The 15986-nt window shown below is 36.7% G+C and carries 15 protein-coding genes; 12 read left to right on the top strand and 3 right to left on the bottom strand.

Features of this window, described 5'->3' with window-relative positions; all coding sequences use genetic code 11:
- Positions 1 to 150: 150 nt before the first annotated feature.
- The 7 genes from GJU43_RS12785 to GJU43_RS12755 all read left to right on the top strand — a co-directional run bounded on the left by GJU43_RS12785 (position 151) and on the right by GJU43_RS12755 (position 7670).
- Positions 151 to 1761, top strand: coding sequence for a murein L,D-transpeptidase (locus tag GJU43_RS12785; RefSeq protein WP_154341142.1), 1611 nt, complete (start codon positions 151 to 153; stop codon positions 1759 to 1761).
- A 127-nt stretch (positions 1762 to 1888) separates the two neighbouring features.
- Positions 1889 to 2308 (top strand): cytochrome c oxidase assembly factor Coa1 family protein, encoded by a 420-nt coding sequence (locus GJU43_RS12780; RefSeq protein ID WP_154341141.1) that lies wholly within the window; start codon positions 1889 to 1891, stop codon positions 2306 to 2308.
- 19 nt (positions 2309 to 2327) lie between these two features.
- Complete coding sequence (locus GJU43_RS12775; RefSeq protein ID WP_154341140.1) at positions 2328 to 2888, top strand: hypothetical protein; 561 nt, start codon at positions 2328 to 2330, stop codon at positions 2886 to 2888.
- 154 nt (positions 2889 to 3042) lie between these two features.
- Positions 3043 to 3762 (top strand): DUF4197 domain-containing protein, encoded by a 720-nt coding sequence (locus tag GJU43_RS12770; protein ID WP_154341139.1) that lies wholly within the window; start codon positions 3043 to 3045, stop codon positions 3760 to 3762.
- Between the two features lie 123 nt (positions 3763 to 3885).
- A complete protein-coding gene (purU, locus tag GJU43_RS12765; protein ID WP_154341138.1) occupies positions 3886 to 4740 on the top strand; it encodes a formyltetrahydrofolate deformylase in 855 nt (284 codons plus the stop codon).
- A 934-nt stretch (positions 4741 to 5674) separates the two neighbouring features.
- A complete protein-coding gene (locus GJU43_RS12760; RefSeq protein ID WP_154341137.1) occupies positions 5675 to 6685 on the top strand; it encodes an aldo/keto reductase in 1011 nt (336 codons plus the stop codon).
- A 64-nt stretch (positions 6686 to 6749) separates the two neighbouring features.
- The gene (locus GJU43_RS12755) at positions 6750 to 7670 is read left to right on the top strand and encodes an AraC family transcriptional regulator (protein ID WP_154341136.1); all 921 of its coding nucleotides are present in this window, start codon (positions 6750 to 6752) and stop codon (positions 7668 to 7670) included.
- Between the two features lie 153 nt (positions 7671 to 7823).
- On the opposite strand, the gene GJU43_RS12750 is transcribed toward GJU43_RS12755, so the two are convergent.
- The 3 genes from GJU43_RS12750 to GJU43_RS12740 form a co-directional block, all read right to left on the bottom strand.
- Positions 7824 to 8624: an ABC transporter substrate-binding protein gene (locus GJU43_RS12750; RefSeq protein WP_154341135.1), complete on the bottom strand. Its 801-nt coding sequence runs from the start codon at positions 8622 to 8624 to the stop codon at positions 7824 to 7826.
- A 163-nt stretch (positions 8625 to 8787) separates the two neighbouring features.
- Positions 8788 to 9606 (bottom strand): orotidine-5'-phosphate decarboxylase, encoded by an 819-nt coding sequence (pyrF, locus tag GJU43_RS12745; protein WP_154341134.1) that lies wholly within the window; start codon positions 9604 to 9606, stop codon positions 8788 to 8790.
- Positions 9607 to 9720: 114 nt separating this feature from the next.
- On the bottom strand, positions 9721 to 11904 hold the full coding sequence (locus GJU43_RS12740) for a DUF5723 family protein (protein WP_154341133.1): 2184 nt from the start codon (positions 11902 to 11904) through the stop codon (positions 9721 to 9723).
- Positions 11905 to 12064: 160 nt separating this feature from the next.
- On the opposite strand from GJU43_RS12740, the gene GJU43_RS12735 reads away from it, so the two are divergent.
- From GJU43_RS12735 to GJU43_RS12715, 5 genes are all read left to right on the top strand, one after another.
- Positions 12065 to 12538: a Dps family protein gene (locus GJU43_RS12735; protein WP_154341132.1), complete on the top strand. Its 474-nt coding sequence runs from the start codon at positions 12065 to 12067 to the stop codon at positions 12536 to 12538.
- Between the two features lie 105 nt (positions 12539 to 12643).
- Entirely contained in the window at positions 12644 to 12829 is a 186-nt protein-coding gene (locus GJU43_RS12730) for a CsbD family protein (RefSeq protein ID WP_132035736.1), read from the top strand.
- A gap of 161 nt (positions 12830 to 12990) precedes the next feature.
- Positions 12991 to 13542 (top strand): AraC family transcriptional regulator, encoded by a 552-nt coding sequence (locus GJU43_RS12725; protein ID WP_154341131.1) that lies wholly within the window; start codon positions 12991 to 12993, stop codon positions 13540 to 13542.
- Between the two features lie 22 nt (positions 13543 to 13564).
- The gene (locus GJU43_RS12720) at positions 13565 to 14014 is read left to right on the top strand and encodes a response regulator (protein WP_127336991.1); all 450 of its coding nucleotides are present in this window, start codon (positions 13565 to 13567) and stop codon (positions 14012 to 14014) included.
- A 9-nt stretch (positions 14015 to 14023) separates the two neighbouring features.
- The gene (locus GJU43_RS12715) at positions 14024 to 15808 is read left to right on the top strand and encodes a CHASE3 domain-containing protein (protein WP_154341130.1); all 1785 of its coding nucleotides are present in this window, start codon (positions 14024 to 14026) and stop codon (positions 15806 to 15808) included.
- Positions 15809 to 15986: the final 178 nt, after the last annotated feature.

Genomic DNA, 15986 nt, shown 5'->3' with positions numbered 1-15986 from the left:
GTTAACGACATGGAAATTTCGAAACATTTAAATAAAATACAACAACTTGTTTTCCAGTGTACTAACATAATTTAGCAGTGTAGAAATGCCCCAGATTTTTACTCGATACTTCCCTACTTCAACTTAAGTAGAACGTAAAAATTTAATACAATGAAAACTTTATATCCAATCGCCATAATTCTATTCGTGGGATTCGTAACTTCTTCCTTTGAATCGAAAAAAGATGATGTTACAGGAAGTAAAAAATCATATCCCTCTTATTCTGAATTCGTTCATGATTCTGATCCTGTGATCGATAATGACGTATTGAATGATTTTTTTAAACGCTATTCCGATTTAAAAAAATACCAAAACAAAGTGGCCGCCTTATACCAAAACAGAGCTTACGAATCGATCTGGTATCAGGACAATAAAATTACTGAACTTGGGCAGCTGTTACACCAAAAACTAAAAGTAACACATGAGGAAGGACTGGAAATTGAAATTCCTTATGAAAATGAAATTGATCAAATCTTTAACACCAAAAGTAAAGAAAAACCCTCAAAATCAGATTCAGACCTTTTATTAAGTACTGCCTACATCATCTATATGAGCCAGGTGTATGAAGGACTGGATGCCGAAACCGTAAAAAAAACAGGCTGGATGCTGCCTAAAAAACAATTGTCTTACGAGACTTTATTAGATTCCCTTATTGTAAATCCCGCCTTATTAGAGAAAAATGACGAATTGCTTTTTGATCAGTATTATAAATTGCAGGGTGCCCTGGAAAAATACAGACAAATTGAAAAAGACGGTACCTGGACGCCTATTGAAACAGCAACGCCTTATAAAGATTTACGTCCTGATGCTGTTTCGAAAACAATTGCTCAGGTCAGAAACCGATTGTTTGTAATGGGAGATTTACAAAACGATTCCAAAAGTGAGGTCTATGATCGTGAAATGATGGATGCCGTGATGAAATACAAATTGAGAAATGGCTTTAAACCCAACTATATTTTAGCTGAAGAGCATATTAAAGACATGAATACGCCAATAGCCGATAAAATAACCACACTATCTGTTAATATGGAACGTTGTCGCTGGATTTCGCCAAAACTGGTAAAAGACAAAGAATATATCATGGTGAATGTGCCTTCTTTTGAACTGGTGTATGTGAAAAATGGCAAAACAGAACTGGCATCACGTGTTTTTGTAGGTTCTGCTTTGACTAAAACATCGATCTTTAGCGGAAACATTGATAAAATTGTTTTCAGTCCGTACTGGACCATTCCGCAAAGTATTGTGGACAATGAACTGAAATCAAAAATTGCCTCTGATCCTAATTATCTGGCAGAACATAATATGGAAATGAAAAACGGTCAGGTAAGACAAAAACCAGGCCCTGAAAACTCTCTTGGATTGGTGAAATTTATTTTCCCGAATCCGGAAGACATTTACATGCACGATACACCGGCAAAAACACTGTTCGATTTTGAAAAAAGAACCTTCAGCCACGGCTGTATCAATGTAAAGGAAGCTAAAAATCTGGCCATTGCCATGCTGAAAGACTATCCTGAATGGACCACCGACAGAATCAATAAAGCAATGGACGGTAAAGAAGAAACTACCTTTAAACTACCAAACAAAGTACCAATTTATATTTGTTATTTTACTTCATGGGTGAATGAATCCGGCGAAATAAGCTTTTTTCAGGATGTATATGAAAAAGATAACGATTTGAACAAAATCATGTTTCAGGAATCTATGGCGTTTAACAATTAGTATATAGATTTTTTTAAAACTGATATTTTAGTTTTTTTTACCGGGTAATTTTAGGTTTGATTAGAATTTGAAAGAAAAAAGAATATCTTTCAGGTACTAAACTCAAATTTAAAATTACCCTTTTTTTATGGAAGAAAATTATAATGAAGTAAAGAAAAATTGGTGGGACCGAAACTGGAAATGGTTTGTTCCAACAGGATGTTTAAGCCTAATTGTGCTTTTTGGTTTGTTTATCGCAGGGATTTTTTTCGGAGTGACTTCACTAATGAAAGATTCTGATGTTTATAAAGATGCGATCTTTCAGGTGAAACAAAACAAAGAAGTGATGCAGCAATTAGGAAACCCTATTGAAACGGACGGAATGCCTTCCGGAAGTATTAATGTGAGTAATAATAGTGGTGAATGTGATTTAGAAATTCCGATTAAAGGCCCTAAAGGAACAGGGATTTTATTTGTAACGGCGCATAAAAGGGTAAAATGGACGTATGATGAACTGTCTGTTTATATTGCTTCCACAGAGAAAGAAATTAATTTACTGAAGAAATAGTACCTGAAAATAACATTCCATGAAATCATTCTTACTTTTAAGCTTTAGCCTTTTAAGCACTTTTCTCCTATCAGCGCAATCTGATGCAAGATATCATACGCATACCGAACGAATTGCGCAGTTTTCAAAACCAAACAAAGTTTTATCCAACACTATAGATGCAGAAGGAAATGGTGCGATCGAATATACCAATCCCAAAAATCAGGTGCTTCGTTTTCGGTTATTTCATCATAAACTTCAGTTACAGCATGGCGGCATTGCTTTTCAATTGTTCTCGTACCAGAATAATGAACTGCAAAAAATAGAAACTTTCGATCTGCAGGGAAAATTGGCCGGTGAACGAGCCTCTCAAAATGAAGCCATAACAACATTTACAATCGAGAAAAAAAACGAATACCTGAAGAAAAAGAAATTGATAGACGCTGCTGAGGGAAACATTGATCTTACAGACGATAGCAAAGAACAAATCATCAGAGTAAAACTTTTTGACAGTAATAAGCAGCCTATACCCGAAAAAGAACCTTTTTATATCTCCAGCAAAACCTACTGGAATTACTCGGTTAGGATGTACTGGCCCTGAAGAAAATGGCTTAATTCTAACTGAGTTTTACACAAAAAACAGGAATACGGAAACTATTGTTAATTCTAAAACAAATTGTTTCTGCTGCTGAAATAAAATTGTGGCTTTGTTTTTGAATAAGTAGTATTTTTGAAACTTAATAAATCCCCAATAAATGAAAAAGATTATCATTCTGGCATTTGCCTTTTCGCTTACTTCATGTGCACAGGTACAACAAACTTTAAACCAGTTACCGCAATTATCTTCACAGTTTCCAGGAGTTGGAGGTGTTGACATTGCTTCCGGTTTAAAAGAAGCTTTAAATAAAGGAATTACACAACAGGTTAGCAAACTAACTGCTGTTGACGGTTTTTACAAAAATGAAGCCGTGAAAATCTTAATGCCGGAAGAACTTCAAAAAGTAGATGCTACCTTACGAAAAATAGGATTAAGCTCTCTTGCAGACGAAGGAATCAAAGTCTTGAACCGCGCTGCAGAAGATGCGGTAAAAGAAGCCACACCTATATTTGTTTCGGCAGTAAAAAATATGTCTTTTACAGATGCTAAAAATATCTTATTAGGAAACGACAGTGCTGCCACCAGCTATCTGCAAAACAGTACGACCACAGCTTTGTACGGAAAATTTAATCCGGTAATCAAAAGCTCGTTCGAAAAAGTAGGCGCCGATGTGGTTTGGACTAAAATTATCAATAAATACAACACGATCCCATTAGTTAAAAAAGTAAACCCGGATCTAACCGACTACACCACCAACAAGGCTTTAGTAGGTGTTTTTAAAATGATCGCCGTGGAAGAAAAAGAAATCCGTACTAATATCAGCGCAAGAACAACACCTTTATTAAAAAGTGTTTTTGCGATGCAGGACGGAAAATAATTTTTACCGTTTAACCGTTAAATCGGTTATTTGTTAAATCGGGATGACCGGGATAACAATTTAACAAGCAACTATCAAGCGATTAACCAGATAAACGATTAACCGATTAACCATATAACCTAAATGCAAAAAATAACGATTCTGATTCACTGTAAAGACCAAAAAGGAATTATCGCTGCAGTTACTACTTTTATTGCTAAAGTAGAAGGAAATATTATTTATATCGATCAGCATGTTGATGTGGAACAAAATGTTTTTTTCATGCGTCTTGAATGTGAATTTGCGAATTACAACAGCAGCATTGAAGCCATAAAAACAGAGTTTCAGGAAACAATCGCTACGGATTTTGATATGTCCTGGGATTTGTACAATCAGGAGCAAAAGCCTAAAATGGCTTTGTTTGTGTCTAAATACGATCATTGTTTGTTTGACATTTTGGGCCGTTACAGTGCCGATGAACTGAACGTTGAAATTCCGGTAATCATCAGCAATCATAACGATTTGCGATCGATTGCAGAACGTTTTGATATTCCGTTTCACTGCGTACCTTTTACGAAAGACAATAAAGAAGAAGGTGAAGCCAAACAAATTGAATTACTGAACCGATATCATATCAATTTTATCGTTCTGGCGCGTTATATGCAGATTATCACCCCAAAACTGATTTCCCTTTACGAGAATAAAATTATCAATATTCATCATTCGTTCTTACCAGCGTTCCCGGGTGCAAAACCGTATCATTCGGCTTTTAAACGCGGAGTGAAGATTATTGGGGCCACCAGTCATTATGTGACCGAAGAATTAGATGAAGGTCCGATCATTGAACAGGATATTGCGAGAGTTTCGCATATTCACTCCGTAGAAGATTTTATTATGAAAGGCCGCGATCTCGAACGAATTGTTCTCGCGCGTGCCATCAAACTTCATGCAGAACGCAAAACGATGGTGTACAGCAATAAAACGGTTGTTTTCTCTTAGAAAATTTAACAGATCACTTTAATAAAAACAAACCCGACAGACTTTAAAAACCTGTCGGGTTTTATTTTTGAAGTTTCGGCACAGAACACATGTAAATTCATAACTTAAAAACCTTTGAACCTTTGCCACTCTGAACCTTTGCACCTGATTTTAAACACCTTATAAATCGTATTTCTTCATTCAATTGTTAAAAATCCATCAGAACCTATACTTCTGACATTTAACCTTTTACCAAACAAAAAGAGAAAGCTTTTCGATATTCATAAATAAAACTGATTGTCGTTGTATTTTAATAACCAAAAGTTATTCAAACAGTGCAGAATACTCAGATAGCGGGATCTAAAAATCTTAACTTATGTCCAACAAAGTAATAACAAAACCTTAACAGCTTACGATTCATATATGTCTGATCTTTGTAATGTAATAAACTGGTTATTTATTATTTTGGTTTTGGTTAGTTAAATGATGCCGGCGTCTTCGAGATGCCGGCATTCTTTTTTTTATTAGTTTTTGTTTTTTTTGTTTCAGGTTTAAAGTTTCAGGTTGCAATACTTTATGAGATTTAAACGCAAGGTTCGCAAAGTTTTCGCAAAGTTCGCAAGGTTTATATCACAAAGCTTTGCGAACTTTGCGTTTTATAAAATTATACATTGTAAAATTCTTTGCGTGCTTTACGGTTAAACAACTACACGAGATTTAACCGCAAAGCACGCAGGGATTTTTCGCAAAGTTCGCAAGGTTATCATATAGCTTTGCGAACTTTGCGTTTTAATGAGACCATCCATGTAAAAAACCTTTGCGTGCCTTGCGGTTAAATTGCCTCGCGGTTAAATGCATTTTGGATACAACTAAACGAGATTTAGATACTTCCTAAAACTAATGTTGCCAGATCTTTGCTCTATTAATTTTTGAGTTAAAATTTAAAACAGCACTTATGAGTACAATACAAAAAATTAAATTAGGGAATCAGGGACTTATGGTTCCGAATATTGGTTTGGGCTGTATGGGCATGACGCAGATTGCCGGAATGGATATTTACGGAAAAGCCGATGAAACCGAAGCAATAGCCACGATCCACCGTTCGCTTGAATTAGGAGGTAACTTTTTGGATACAGCCGATTTATATGGCCCCTTATTTAACGAAAGACTGATTGCAAAAGCCATAAAAGGAAATCGAAATGCGTACACTATCGCTACCAAATTTGGTTATGAGATAGACGATAACGAACAGCTGACCTGGCAATTTAACGGTAAAAAGGACTATGTGAAAAAAGCCGTAGAACGTTCCCTGAAAAACTTAGGAACCGACTATATCGATTTGTATTATTTGCACCGTCTTGATCCGCATACGCCAATTGAAGAGACGGTTCAAGCGATGTCGGATTTGGTAAAAGAAGGCAAAATAGGCTACATCGGACTCTCTGAAGTCTCATCGGAAACGATTCGTAAAGCACATCAGATTCATCCTTTAACAGCGGTACAAACCGAATATTCTCTATTTGAAAGAACGGTTGAGGAATCCGGTATTCTGAATACTCTGAAAGAATTAGGAATTGGTTTTGTGGCCTACTCACCGCTTGGCAGGGGTTTTCTTTCCGGAGACATTAAAAGCCCTGATGATTTTCCTGAAAATGATTTCCGAAAAAGCATCCCGCGTTTTCAGGGAGAGCAATTTCAGAAGAATATTGAATTGGTAAAGGAAATCGAAAAATTAGCGGAAGAAAAACAAATTACCGCTTCTCAGCTCGCGCTTTCGTGGATTGCGACTAAAAATATAGTAGCCATTCCGGGAACAAAACGTGTAAAATACGTGGAGCAAAACATTGCAGCCGCCCAGATGTTGCTGACGGAAGACGAAATGAAACGTTTAGAAAATATCATTCCGCTTGGTACACAAACCGGCGCCCGATATGATGAGGCCAATATGGCCGGAATTGATCAATAAAAATCCGCAGGAAAAGTTATCTTTACGATAGCTTTTCCTGTACTGTTTCTTTAACTATTTTGCTATGAAAAAAGAAGTTCATACCCCTTACACGATTCATTCGATTTCAGAAATGCATTCGTTACTAAAAATTCCAAAGCCGGAACACCCTTTGGTAAGCTTTGTGGATCTGAGCAAGATTACCTGTCATTTTGATGATAATTTAAAAAGTGTGGTCTATTCTTTTTATACCGTTTGTATCAAAAAAGGCTTTACCGGAAAAATGAAATACGGGCAAAATTTTTATGATTTTGACGAAGGGGTCATGACTTTTATGTCTCCGGGACAGGTGATTTCGACTGAAGTGAGTGTAGACAGTGCCGTCTATGGCGCGATGCTGGTCATACATCCTGATTTTATTCAGAATTATGCTTTGGCAAAAAAGATCAAAGAGTACAGCTATTTTTCTTACGCTGTGAGCGAAGCACTGCACCTGTCAGAAAAGGAACAGACGATGATTACAGGAATTATGAAAAATATCGAGCAGGAATATCGTTCGTCTATCGATGCTTTTAGTCAGGATGTCATGGTTTCGCATATCGAATTACTCCTTAATTACTGCAATCGATTTTACAACCGACAATTTATTACACGAAAAAGTGCCAATAACACGCTCCTGAGTCAATTGGAAAATCTTTTATCCGATTATTTTGAAAGTGATAAAGTACAAAAGCTAGGTTTACCAACTGTCGCGTATCTCTCTGATGAACTGCATGTTTCCCCTAATTATTTGAGCGATATGTTACGTTCCCTAACCGGACAAAGCACACAGCACCATATTCACGACAAAATTATAGCCAAGGCCAAAGAGCTGCTTACCACCACTTCCTTAAGTGTCAGTGAAACCGCTTTTCAATTGGGCTTTGAATATCCGCAGTCCTTCAATAAATTATTCAAAAGCAAAACCAATCTTTCGCCTTTAGAATTCAGAAGTTCGTTTAATTAGGTTCATTTAACCGCAAAGTACGCAATCCCGATAGCTATCGGGATACGCAAGGTTCGCAAAGTTTTATACATAAAGCTTTGCGTTTTTACAAGCTTCTGAAATAAAAAACTTTGGGAACTTTGCGGTTAATCACCACAATCAAAAAACTGGAATTTAATCCCTTAATCTTTCGTGCAGGATTTTAAAATACGGAAAAGCCTTTAACAAGCGGCTTCCGTGCCAGGAGAACATTTCGCCGTCTACGAAAATAGTTTTGGCGTGATGCGTAAAACGTCCGATTTCAAAAGCGTCTTCTTCTTTAAAAGGATAAGGTTCCGATGAAAGAAAAACCAAATCGGGATCGCCTTCCAGACGCATTTTTTTAAGCTCTATTTCAGGATAGCGTCCTTTGTCTTCGTAAATATTCTGAAAATGATTCAGCTTTAATAATACATTGATATACGTATCAGTTCCGGCCACCATGTAGGGATTTTTCCAGATAAAATAAGCCGCTTTTTTAACCGGAATATCGGCCATGTATTTTTTGAAATCGCTCAAAGCGAAAGCCAGTTTGTTGTTCCACTTTTGCGCTTCGGTCCTGCAATTGAAGACCTGGCCAAAATCGCTAATCATTTGGAAATTATCTTCCAGCGTCACGATATTGGTGACCCAAACCGGACAGATGGTGCTGAGTTGCGCTACCATCTCAGCCGTATTCTCTTCTTTATTGCAAATGATAATATCCGGCTGCAACAGTTTTATTTTTTCGAAGTGAATTTTCTTCGTTCCGCCTACTACTTTCTTCGTTGACTTTAAATGATAGGGATGCACGCAGAACTTGGTGATTCCGATGATTTTTTCTTCTAAACCTAAATCGTATAATAATTCGGTCTGGGAAGGAACCAGCGAAATAATGCGTTTTGGTGCCGTTTCGAAAGAATGCAAAGTGCCAAGCTGATCTGAGAATTGTTTCATTTAATTTTTTTTGTTTCAGGTTTTCTTTGTTTCAGGTTTCATGTTGTTTAACCGCGAAGTCCGCAAGGTTTTACGCTAAGAACGCAAAGCTTTTTCTTTGTGAACCTTGCGGTTAAATTATGTTCAAAGTAAAGCAACCTGAAACTTAAAACCTGAAAAAAAACTATTTAGCACCAATAATCGATGCCATTTCCTGCTGTACTTTCAACGCTTCTTCTCGTGCTTTCTCCGCAAAATCAGTTCCATTGGAAGCGTAGATAATCGCTCTGGCAGAATTGACCAGAAGACCAATTTTATCATTCATTCCGTATTGGCAAACTTCAGACAAACTTCCGCCCTGAGCGCCGATTCCGGGAACCAGTAAGAAGCTGTCCGGAACAATTTTCCTGATGTCTGCAAAATATTCTGCTTTGGTTGCCCCTACCACGTACATCAGGTTTTCGCTGTTTTTCCATGTTTTGGACGTTTCCAGCACCTGTTTGTACAATTCTTTTCCGTTTGTAGTCAGGGTTTGGAAATCGAAAGCACCTTCATTAGAAGTCAAAGCCAGCATGATGGTGTGTTTATTTTCGAAAGCCAGAAAAGGTTCCACAGAATCTTTTCCCATATAAGGTGCAACGGTTACACTGTCAAAATTTAAATCTTCAAAAAAAGCTTTGGCGTACATGCTGGAAGTGTTTCCGATATCGCCGCGTTTGGCATCGGCAATGGTAAAAATATCGGGGTGCTTTTCGTTGATGTAATTAATCGTTTTCTGAAGCGAAAGCCATCCTTTTATACCATACGCTTCAAAAAAAGCTGTGTTAGGTTTGTATCCCACCGTCAAATCGTGTGTCGCATCGATTATGGCTTTATTGAATTCGAAAATCGGATCTTCGGTTTCTAATAAGTGAGGTGGAATCTTCGTTAAATCAGGATCTAATCCAACGCATAAAAATGATTTTTTCAGAAGAATTTGTTCGTGTAGTTGTTGTGTAGTCATTCTTGATTTTTTAGTCCTTCTAATTGGTAAGAAGCAGTTCTTTTTTAGAAGTATGCAAAAATAAAAAAAGCCACTCAATTAAGAATGGCTTTTTGGTATTATATTCTGTATCACTTACAGATTCCCTAAATAAACAATTTCGGTTCTTCTGTTTTCAGCTCTTCCTGAAGCAGTTTTGTTTGACTTCACCGGTTTTGTAGCTCCAAATCCCTGAGATGTTAAATTAGCAGGATTTACGCCTTTTTCAATCAAAAGATCCATGATTACTTTTGCTCTGGCTTCTGATAATTTCTGATTGGCTTTTGCATTTCCTACATTATCCGTATGACCGTTAATGGCAAATTTAGCATTTGGATAATTTTTCAATATCTCTTTGATAGCGTCCAGTCTTCCTGATGTTTCTTCTTTTCTGGCAGCATTAAGAGTAGCTTTACCGGTGGTAAAAAAGATCGATTTTGCCTCTACACGCAATTGCTCTAAAGTCGCTTTCGAAACTTCCGGACAGCCTTTATTCGCTATCGGACCTGCCAATAAAGGACAATCATCTTCTTTATCATTAAGACCATCTTTATCTGTATCTAAAATCGGACAGCCTTTGTTTTCTGCCAGACCCGGAACATCAATACACGCATCGTCTTTATCCAGAACGCCGTCTTTATCGGTATCCGGCCAAGGACAGCCTTTGTTTTCTACCGGACCCGCTACTGCAGGACAGGCATCAACATTGTCTAATAAAGTATCTCCGTCAGTATCTTTCCACGGACAACCTTTATTTTCTGCCGGGCCCTTGGTGTCCGGGCAGGCATCGTCTTTATCAAAAACTTTATCGCCATCGGTATCCGGCCACGGGCAACCGTTATTTTCTGCCGGTCCGGCTACTTTTCTGCAGGCATCCTCTTTGTCAATAACGCCGTCTTCGTCGGTATCTTTAAATTTCTTTTCATATACGGGAATCTTCATTCCTACATGGAAATCTGCTCCTTTTGACTCTTTGGAAACTACATTACTAAGAATAGAACCCGAACCAATAAAGAATACTCCCGCACGAATTCCGGAACCCACCTGCATACCGGTATATTCCATCCAGGTTACCGGCACATAAAAACTAAACCATCTGCTTTCGTAACGCGGTGTCAGGCTTACACGGTCTGCAATACCATAACTGTTAACTTTACTGGCAGAAACCATATTGATATCTCCATTCAGATTCAGATAGAATTTGTTGTACATATTCCAGTCCACATCGGCGTGAAGCGCGGTGGGCAAATTGGTCTTTGCTCCTTTTGAAGTAGACGTTTTGGTATAATGCTCGTTTAAAAAGTCATATATATTATCGATATCATCTATCATTTGCTGTGTTACAACGCCGGTTACATTATAGGTATCCTGTTTTGCATTTCTGTAATCGATAGATCCGATGTCTGTCACAGACAATCCAAAACGAACTTTGTATTTGTTTAAGTCCCTGAAATTATTGTCGGCAGGTGTTGCTCTGCTGGTATCATACTGGTCGTAATCCGGTCGCCATTCGTAAACAAGTCCGAAATCAAAACCGAATCCTCTTGAACCGGAATCAAAATCATAGTCTTCTTTGGCTTCAAAATCCTGACTTGCTCCTATTGTAATTTCTCCGCTGGATGCCACAATACCAGCCTGAGGATTAGCTGTATTTTCAACATAGGTTACTTTAACATCTTTTCCCTGTACATATCCGTTTACACCGCCTTGTAAATACTTGGCTGTTATACCCCCTTTCAGGAAATGCTGGTTCTTCTGGTACAGAACGGCTGCATACGAAATACCAAGTTCGCCCCAGGTATTTGAAGCTCCGTTTACGTTTCCGGCATTGTAGTTGAAATTTCCGGATTGATCCAGTCCGTTTTTCACCTGATCAATAAGGTATCCGTTTACGTTTCTCACATTGCTTACAGAACGGGCTCTTGTAAATACCGCCAGCGTATGTTTTGGAGCAATATTAAACATAAAAGAAGGTCCCATGATATCAAAATTGGCACGGCCGTTATTGGCATCAGAAGGCGTTCTTTTAGCATCACGGTCCAAATCATAACCGTCTTTATAAACATCAAAAACATTAACGCCGTACAAATCATTCTGTACCGATCCGCTTACGGAAAAGATATTGATATCGGTTTTAAAACGGGAATCGGCTATAGAAGCCGGATTAAAAAGAACACTTTGTACACCGGCATAATTGTCCTGAAAATAACCCAGATACGATTGTGCTTTTACAGCAAAAGTGGTTGTAAAAAGGAATAAAAGAAGTAATTGTTTTTTCATTCAAATAGGGGGTTTTAGTTTGATTTGCGGCAAAACTACAATAAATGATTCATTAAGATGTTACGGTAACATTGAATTCATGTAACATCTTTCACAAATTATGTAAGATAAAAAACTGACCTCTGCTCTATTTTTGTAAGAAACCGTAAATCAAACAACTATGAGCCCAAATATTGGAATTACAACAAAAAACTTAAAGAAAAGTGCCACGATATTAGCCACGATTTTATCTAACGAAATGACCTTATATGTAAAAACCAGAAAGTTTCACTGGAATATTTCAGGAAACAGTTTCATGGAACTGCATAAATTGTTTGAAGACCAATACCGAATTTTAGAAAATAACATTGATGAAGTAGCCGAACGCATCAGTCAGCTGGGCGAAAAAACAATCGGAACAATGAAAGAGTTTATTGAAAACTCTACCCTGAAAGAATCTCCTAAAGAATATGCCTCCCAAAAACACATGTTGCAGGAGCTTCTGGAAAACCACGAACAACTGGTTACGGAATTCAGAGATTTTATTCCCGTATTCGAAACCGACAATCACGATATAGGTTCTGCAGATTTCATTACCGGCTTATTGCAGCAGCATGAAAAAATGGCCTGGATCCTGAGACGTTATCAGGTCTAAAATCCCGGAATGTGAATTATGCAACATTCCTGAAAATTGATATAAAAGCCAATCAGGAATAAATTTGCAACTTTACAATACTATTAATCATTAAAACAAAATATCATGAATACTACAGAAATAAAAGGAAACTGGAACGAGTTAAAAGGGAAACTGAAACAAAAATATGCAGATCTTACAGATGATGATCTAATGTATGCTGAAGGAAAAGAAGATGAAATGTATGGAAAACTTCAGCAAAAATTAGGTAAAACTAAAGAGGAGTTCAAACAAATGTTATCAGAATTGTAAACCTTTTTTGACCCCACACAAAATACCGTCTAAATTTTAACCTTAGACGGTATTTTTTTGGTTAAGTCAAATATCACTTCGTACCCTGTAAATATTAATTAAATCTATAAGCCGCAGAAACCAAAAAAAAAATAATTATCTTTAACCCTATTTTTAATGCTATGAAACTATTTATAAAGTTCGATATAAACACGATTTGTTCTCTTTTTTTAAAAGAAAAACTGGAAGAACAAAATTTAAATTTCAGCACCCTTGGCTTTGGTGAAATTGAATTGGATGAAAACCTTGATGTTGAAGGACTTGATAATTTAAAAAGTACATTAGCTCCTTTTGGTTTTGAAGTCGTTGAAAATCAAAAAAGTGTTTTAGTCCAGAAAATCAAGGATGCTATCATTGAGCTTGTTTATATGGATGATAATAATAACTTTAAAAGTTCTGTGTTTTTAGCAGAGAAATTAAATCATAGTTATGGGTATTTATCGAATGTTTTTTCGGAGGTAACCTATTCTTCTATTGAAAATTTCATCATTTTGCAAAAAATAGAAAGAGCCAAACAATTGATGTTAGTCAATGAAATGAGTCTGACCGAAATTGCTTTTTTACTGAACTACTCGAGTGTGGCCCATTTGAGTACGCAATTTAAAAATACGACGGGAATAACGCCGTCGGCTTTTCAGAGGATTATTAAAAAGAGAAGAGAAAATTTAAAATAAAACCTAAATACCACTAAGATCAATGCAAAAAAACGCATTACACATTTTACTCGCTGATGACGATGAGGATGACAGACTTTTTTTTAAAGATGCCTTTGAAGAAGTAAGAGTTCAAACCAAAGTAACATTTGTTCATGACGGTCTTCAACTCATGGAACACCTGATGACACCGGATATTAAATTACCGGATATTTTATTTCTGGATTTAAATATGCCGAAAAAAACAGGTAAAGAATGTTTGATCGAAATCAAAAAAACCGAGCATCTTAAAAATATAATTATTGCTATTTACTCTACTTCCTCTTCAGAAGAAGATATAGAAGACACCTTTATTGAAGGTGCCAATATTTATATCAAAAAACCAAGTGATTTTAATACCCTGAAAAAAATTATTAATGAAGTCGTTACTTTAAATTGGCATTATCATACATCCGGTCTTAACCGGGATAATTTTTTGTTGCGTCTAAAATAATAACATTCCATGAAGTGGGTCCCCAAGTTTAATTCTTCAAACTCATTGAGAGTTATTTTTGTAATCGCAGTTTTCATTCTGTTATTTCTTTCTTCTATTGCATACAAACACAATCAGGACCTGAATGCATCCAGTAAGCTGGCCATGCATACGTATGAAATAAATATTCAGTTAGAAAGATTAATGTCTGCTATAAAAGATGCCGAAACGGGACAGCGCGGTTATATCATAACGCGTAATAATCGTTTTTTGTCTCCGTACATTTATTCGCGCGACAAGGTTAACACTTCATTTATTACTTTAAAAAAACTTACAGCAGATAATCCTGTACAACAGGAAAACCTTCGAAAATTATTCAAATTAATTATTCAGCGTTTTACTTCGTTTGAAAACTGCTTTAAATACAGCGATCCCAAAACATATGATAAGCGAAAACTCGACAATCATATGTTTGGTGGCCGTATACTGATGGAGAACATTCGTTTTCAGGTAGACAAAATGAATGATATTGAAAAAAAATACCTGGACAGAAGACTGAAAATTTATGATCAGGAAATTTCACTAAGCCCTGTCTTCTCCATTTCCTTATTTCTGGCTGCCCTTCTTTTTATATTATTAGCGTACAGACAAATCAGTAAAGACATTCAGCGCCTTAAGGTTTTCAATAAAAAACTACTGATCTCCTCCCGATTAATGTCTGAATCTGAAGCCATTGGTAAATTCAGCACCTGGCAATGGGACTTAGAGACCCAGAAAATTGATTACTCTGACAATCAGTACCGTTTGCTTGGCGAACGACCGGATGCTTTTATTCCTAAAAAAGAAACCTTTCTTGATTTTGTGCATCCTGACGACAAAGAAGCGATTGCCGCCTCAATGGAAGATATTTTAAATAAAAAACAACTGCCCTTTATTTATTATAAGGTTTTACGTGCCGATCGCGAAATACGCTATTTTAAATCAACCGGAAAATTATTAACCGATCAGCAGGGAGGCAATATTTTACTCGGAATCAATTTTGACATTACTGATGAACATTTATTAAATATAGAACTTCAGGAACGTAACGACGAACTGGAAAAAAGCAATAAAGAACTGGCCTCCTTCAATCACGTCGCCAGCCACGATTTACAGGAACCGCTGCGAAAAATACAAACCTTCATTTCCAGAATTCCCGAAGCCGAGAAAGCAAAGCTTTCTGACAGCGCAAGGGATTATCTTTATAAAATTGAAGTATCGGCCAAAAGAATGCGGGTTTTAATTGACGATCTGCTTTTGTTTTCCAGAACCAATACCACCAAAAAAGAATTCATCAAATCTAATCTGAATGAACTGGCTGAAAATGCCAAATCGGAATTACTGGAAATTATTGATGAGAAAAAAGCGGTCATCACCGTTTCTAAATTACCAAAGCTGTCTGTAATTCCATATCAGATCGAGCAGCTTTTTATAAACCTGATCGGAAATTCCCTAAAATACAGCCGTCCGGATACCATTCCTGAAATTCATATTGAAAGCGAAAAAATCAATTCTTGCGATTATCCCGGTGTACTGGATCAGAATACCAGAAAATACCATAAGATCACTTTTAAAGATAACGGAATGGGTTTTGACCCGCAATTTAAAGAAACCATTTTTGTCCTTTTTCAGCGTCTGCATTCCAAAACAGATTACCCGGGAACAGGAATTGGTTTAGCGATCTGCAAAAAAATAACCGACAACCACAAAGGCTACATTATAGCTGACAGCATACCCAATGAAGGCTCGGAATTCACCGTTTTCCTTCCTGATTAAATCTTACAAAAAAACACCTCTTAAAACGTTATATAAATCCATTATGGGAATTATATAACGTTTCTTTTTTATGCTGTAAAGTAAAATATTCATTTCGTTAGCATCTTTGTATTGTAATACTTTATGAAGTAATTGATGGAAGCAAGACCCATAGTAAAAACAAAATTTCTGAGAGTTC

It is taken from the genome of Flavobacterium sp. LC2016-23 (assembly GCF_009674775.1).
Taxonomy (GTDB): Bacteria; Bacteroidota; Bacteroidia; order Flavobacteriales; family Flavobacteriaceae; genus Flavobacterium.
The sequence above is the reverse complement of the archived record's forward strand: the minus strand, read 5'-3'. Positions and strand labels throughout refer to the sequence as shown.

Bases quoted from the DNA above. Each gene is read 5' to 3' on its own strand.
- GJU43_RS12720 (WP_127336991.1), top strand. From the start codon at position 13,565: ATGCAAAAAAACGCATTACACATTTTACTCGCTGATGACGATGAGGAT.
- GJU43_RS12730 (WP_132035736.1), top strand. From the start codon at position 12,644: ATGAATACTACAGAAATAAAAGGAAACTGGAACGAGTTAAAAGGGAAA.
- purU (WP_154341138.1), top strand. From the start codon at position 3,886: ATGCAAAAAATAACGATTCTGATTCACTGTAAAGACCAAAAAGGAATT.
- GJU43_RS12715 (WP_154341130.1), top strand. From the start codon at position 14,024: ATGAAGTGGGTCCCCAAGTTTAATTCTTCAAACTCATTGAGAGTTATT.
- pyrF (WP_154341134.1), bottom strand. From the start codon at position 9,606: ATGACTACACAACAACTACACGAACAAATTCTTCTGAAAAAATCATTT.
- GJU43_RS12770 (WP_154341139.1), top strand. From the start codon at position 3,043: ATGAAAAAGATTATCATTCTGGCATTTGCCTTTTCGCTTACTTCATGT.
- GJU43_RS12755 (WP_154341136.1), top strand. From the start codon at position 6,750: ATGAAAAAAGAAGTTCATACCCCTTACACGATTCATTCGATTTCAGAA.
- GJU43_RS12725 (WP_154341131.1), top strand. From the start codon at position 12,991: ATGAAACTATTTATAAAGTTCGATATAAACACGATTTGTTCTCTTTTT.
- GJU43_RS12750 (WP_154341135.1), bottom strand. From the start codon at position 8,624: ATGAAACAATTCTCAGATCAGCTTGGCACTTTGCATTCTTTCGAAACG.
- GJU43_RS12780 (WP_154341141.1), top strand. From the start codon at position 1,889: ATGGAAGAAAATTATAATGAAGTAAAGAAAAATTGGTGGGACCGAAAC.
- GJU43_RS12735 (WP_154341132.1), top strand. From the start codon at position 12,065: ATGAGCCCAAATATTGGAATTACAACAAAAAACTTAAAGAAAAGTGCC.
- GJU43_RS12760 (WP_154341137.1), top strand. From the start codon at position 5,675: ATGAGTACAATACAAAAAATTAAATTAGGGAATCAGGGACTTATGGTT.
- GJU43_RS12785 (WP_154341142.1), top strand. From the start codon at position 151: ATGAAAACTTTATATCCAATCGCCATAATTCTATTCGTGGGATTCGTA.
- GJU43_RS12775 (WP_154341140.1), top strand. From the start codon at position 2,328: ATGAAATCATTCTTACTTTTAAGCTTTAGCCTTTTAAGCACTTTTCTC.
- GJU43_RS12740 (WP_154341133.1), bottom strand. From the start codon at position 11,904: ATGAAAAAACAATTACTTCTTTTATTCCTTTTTACAACCACTTTTGCT.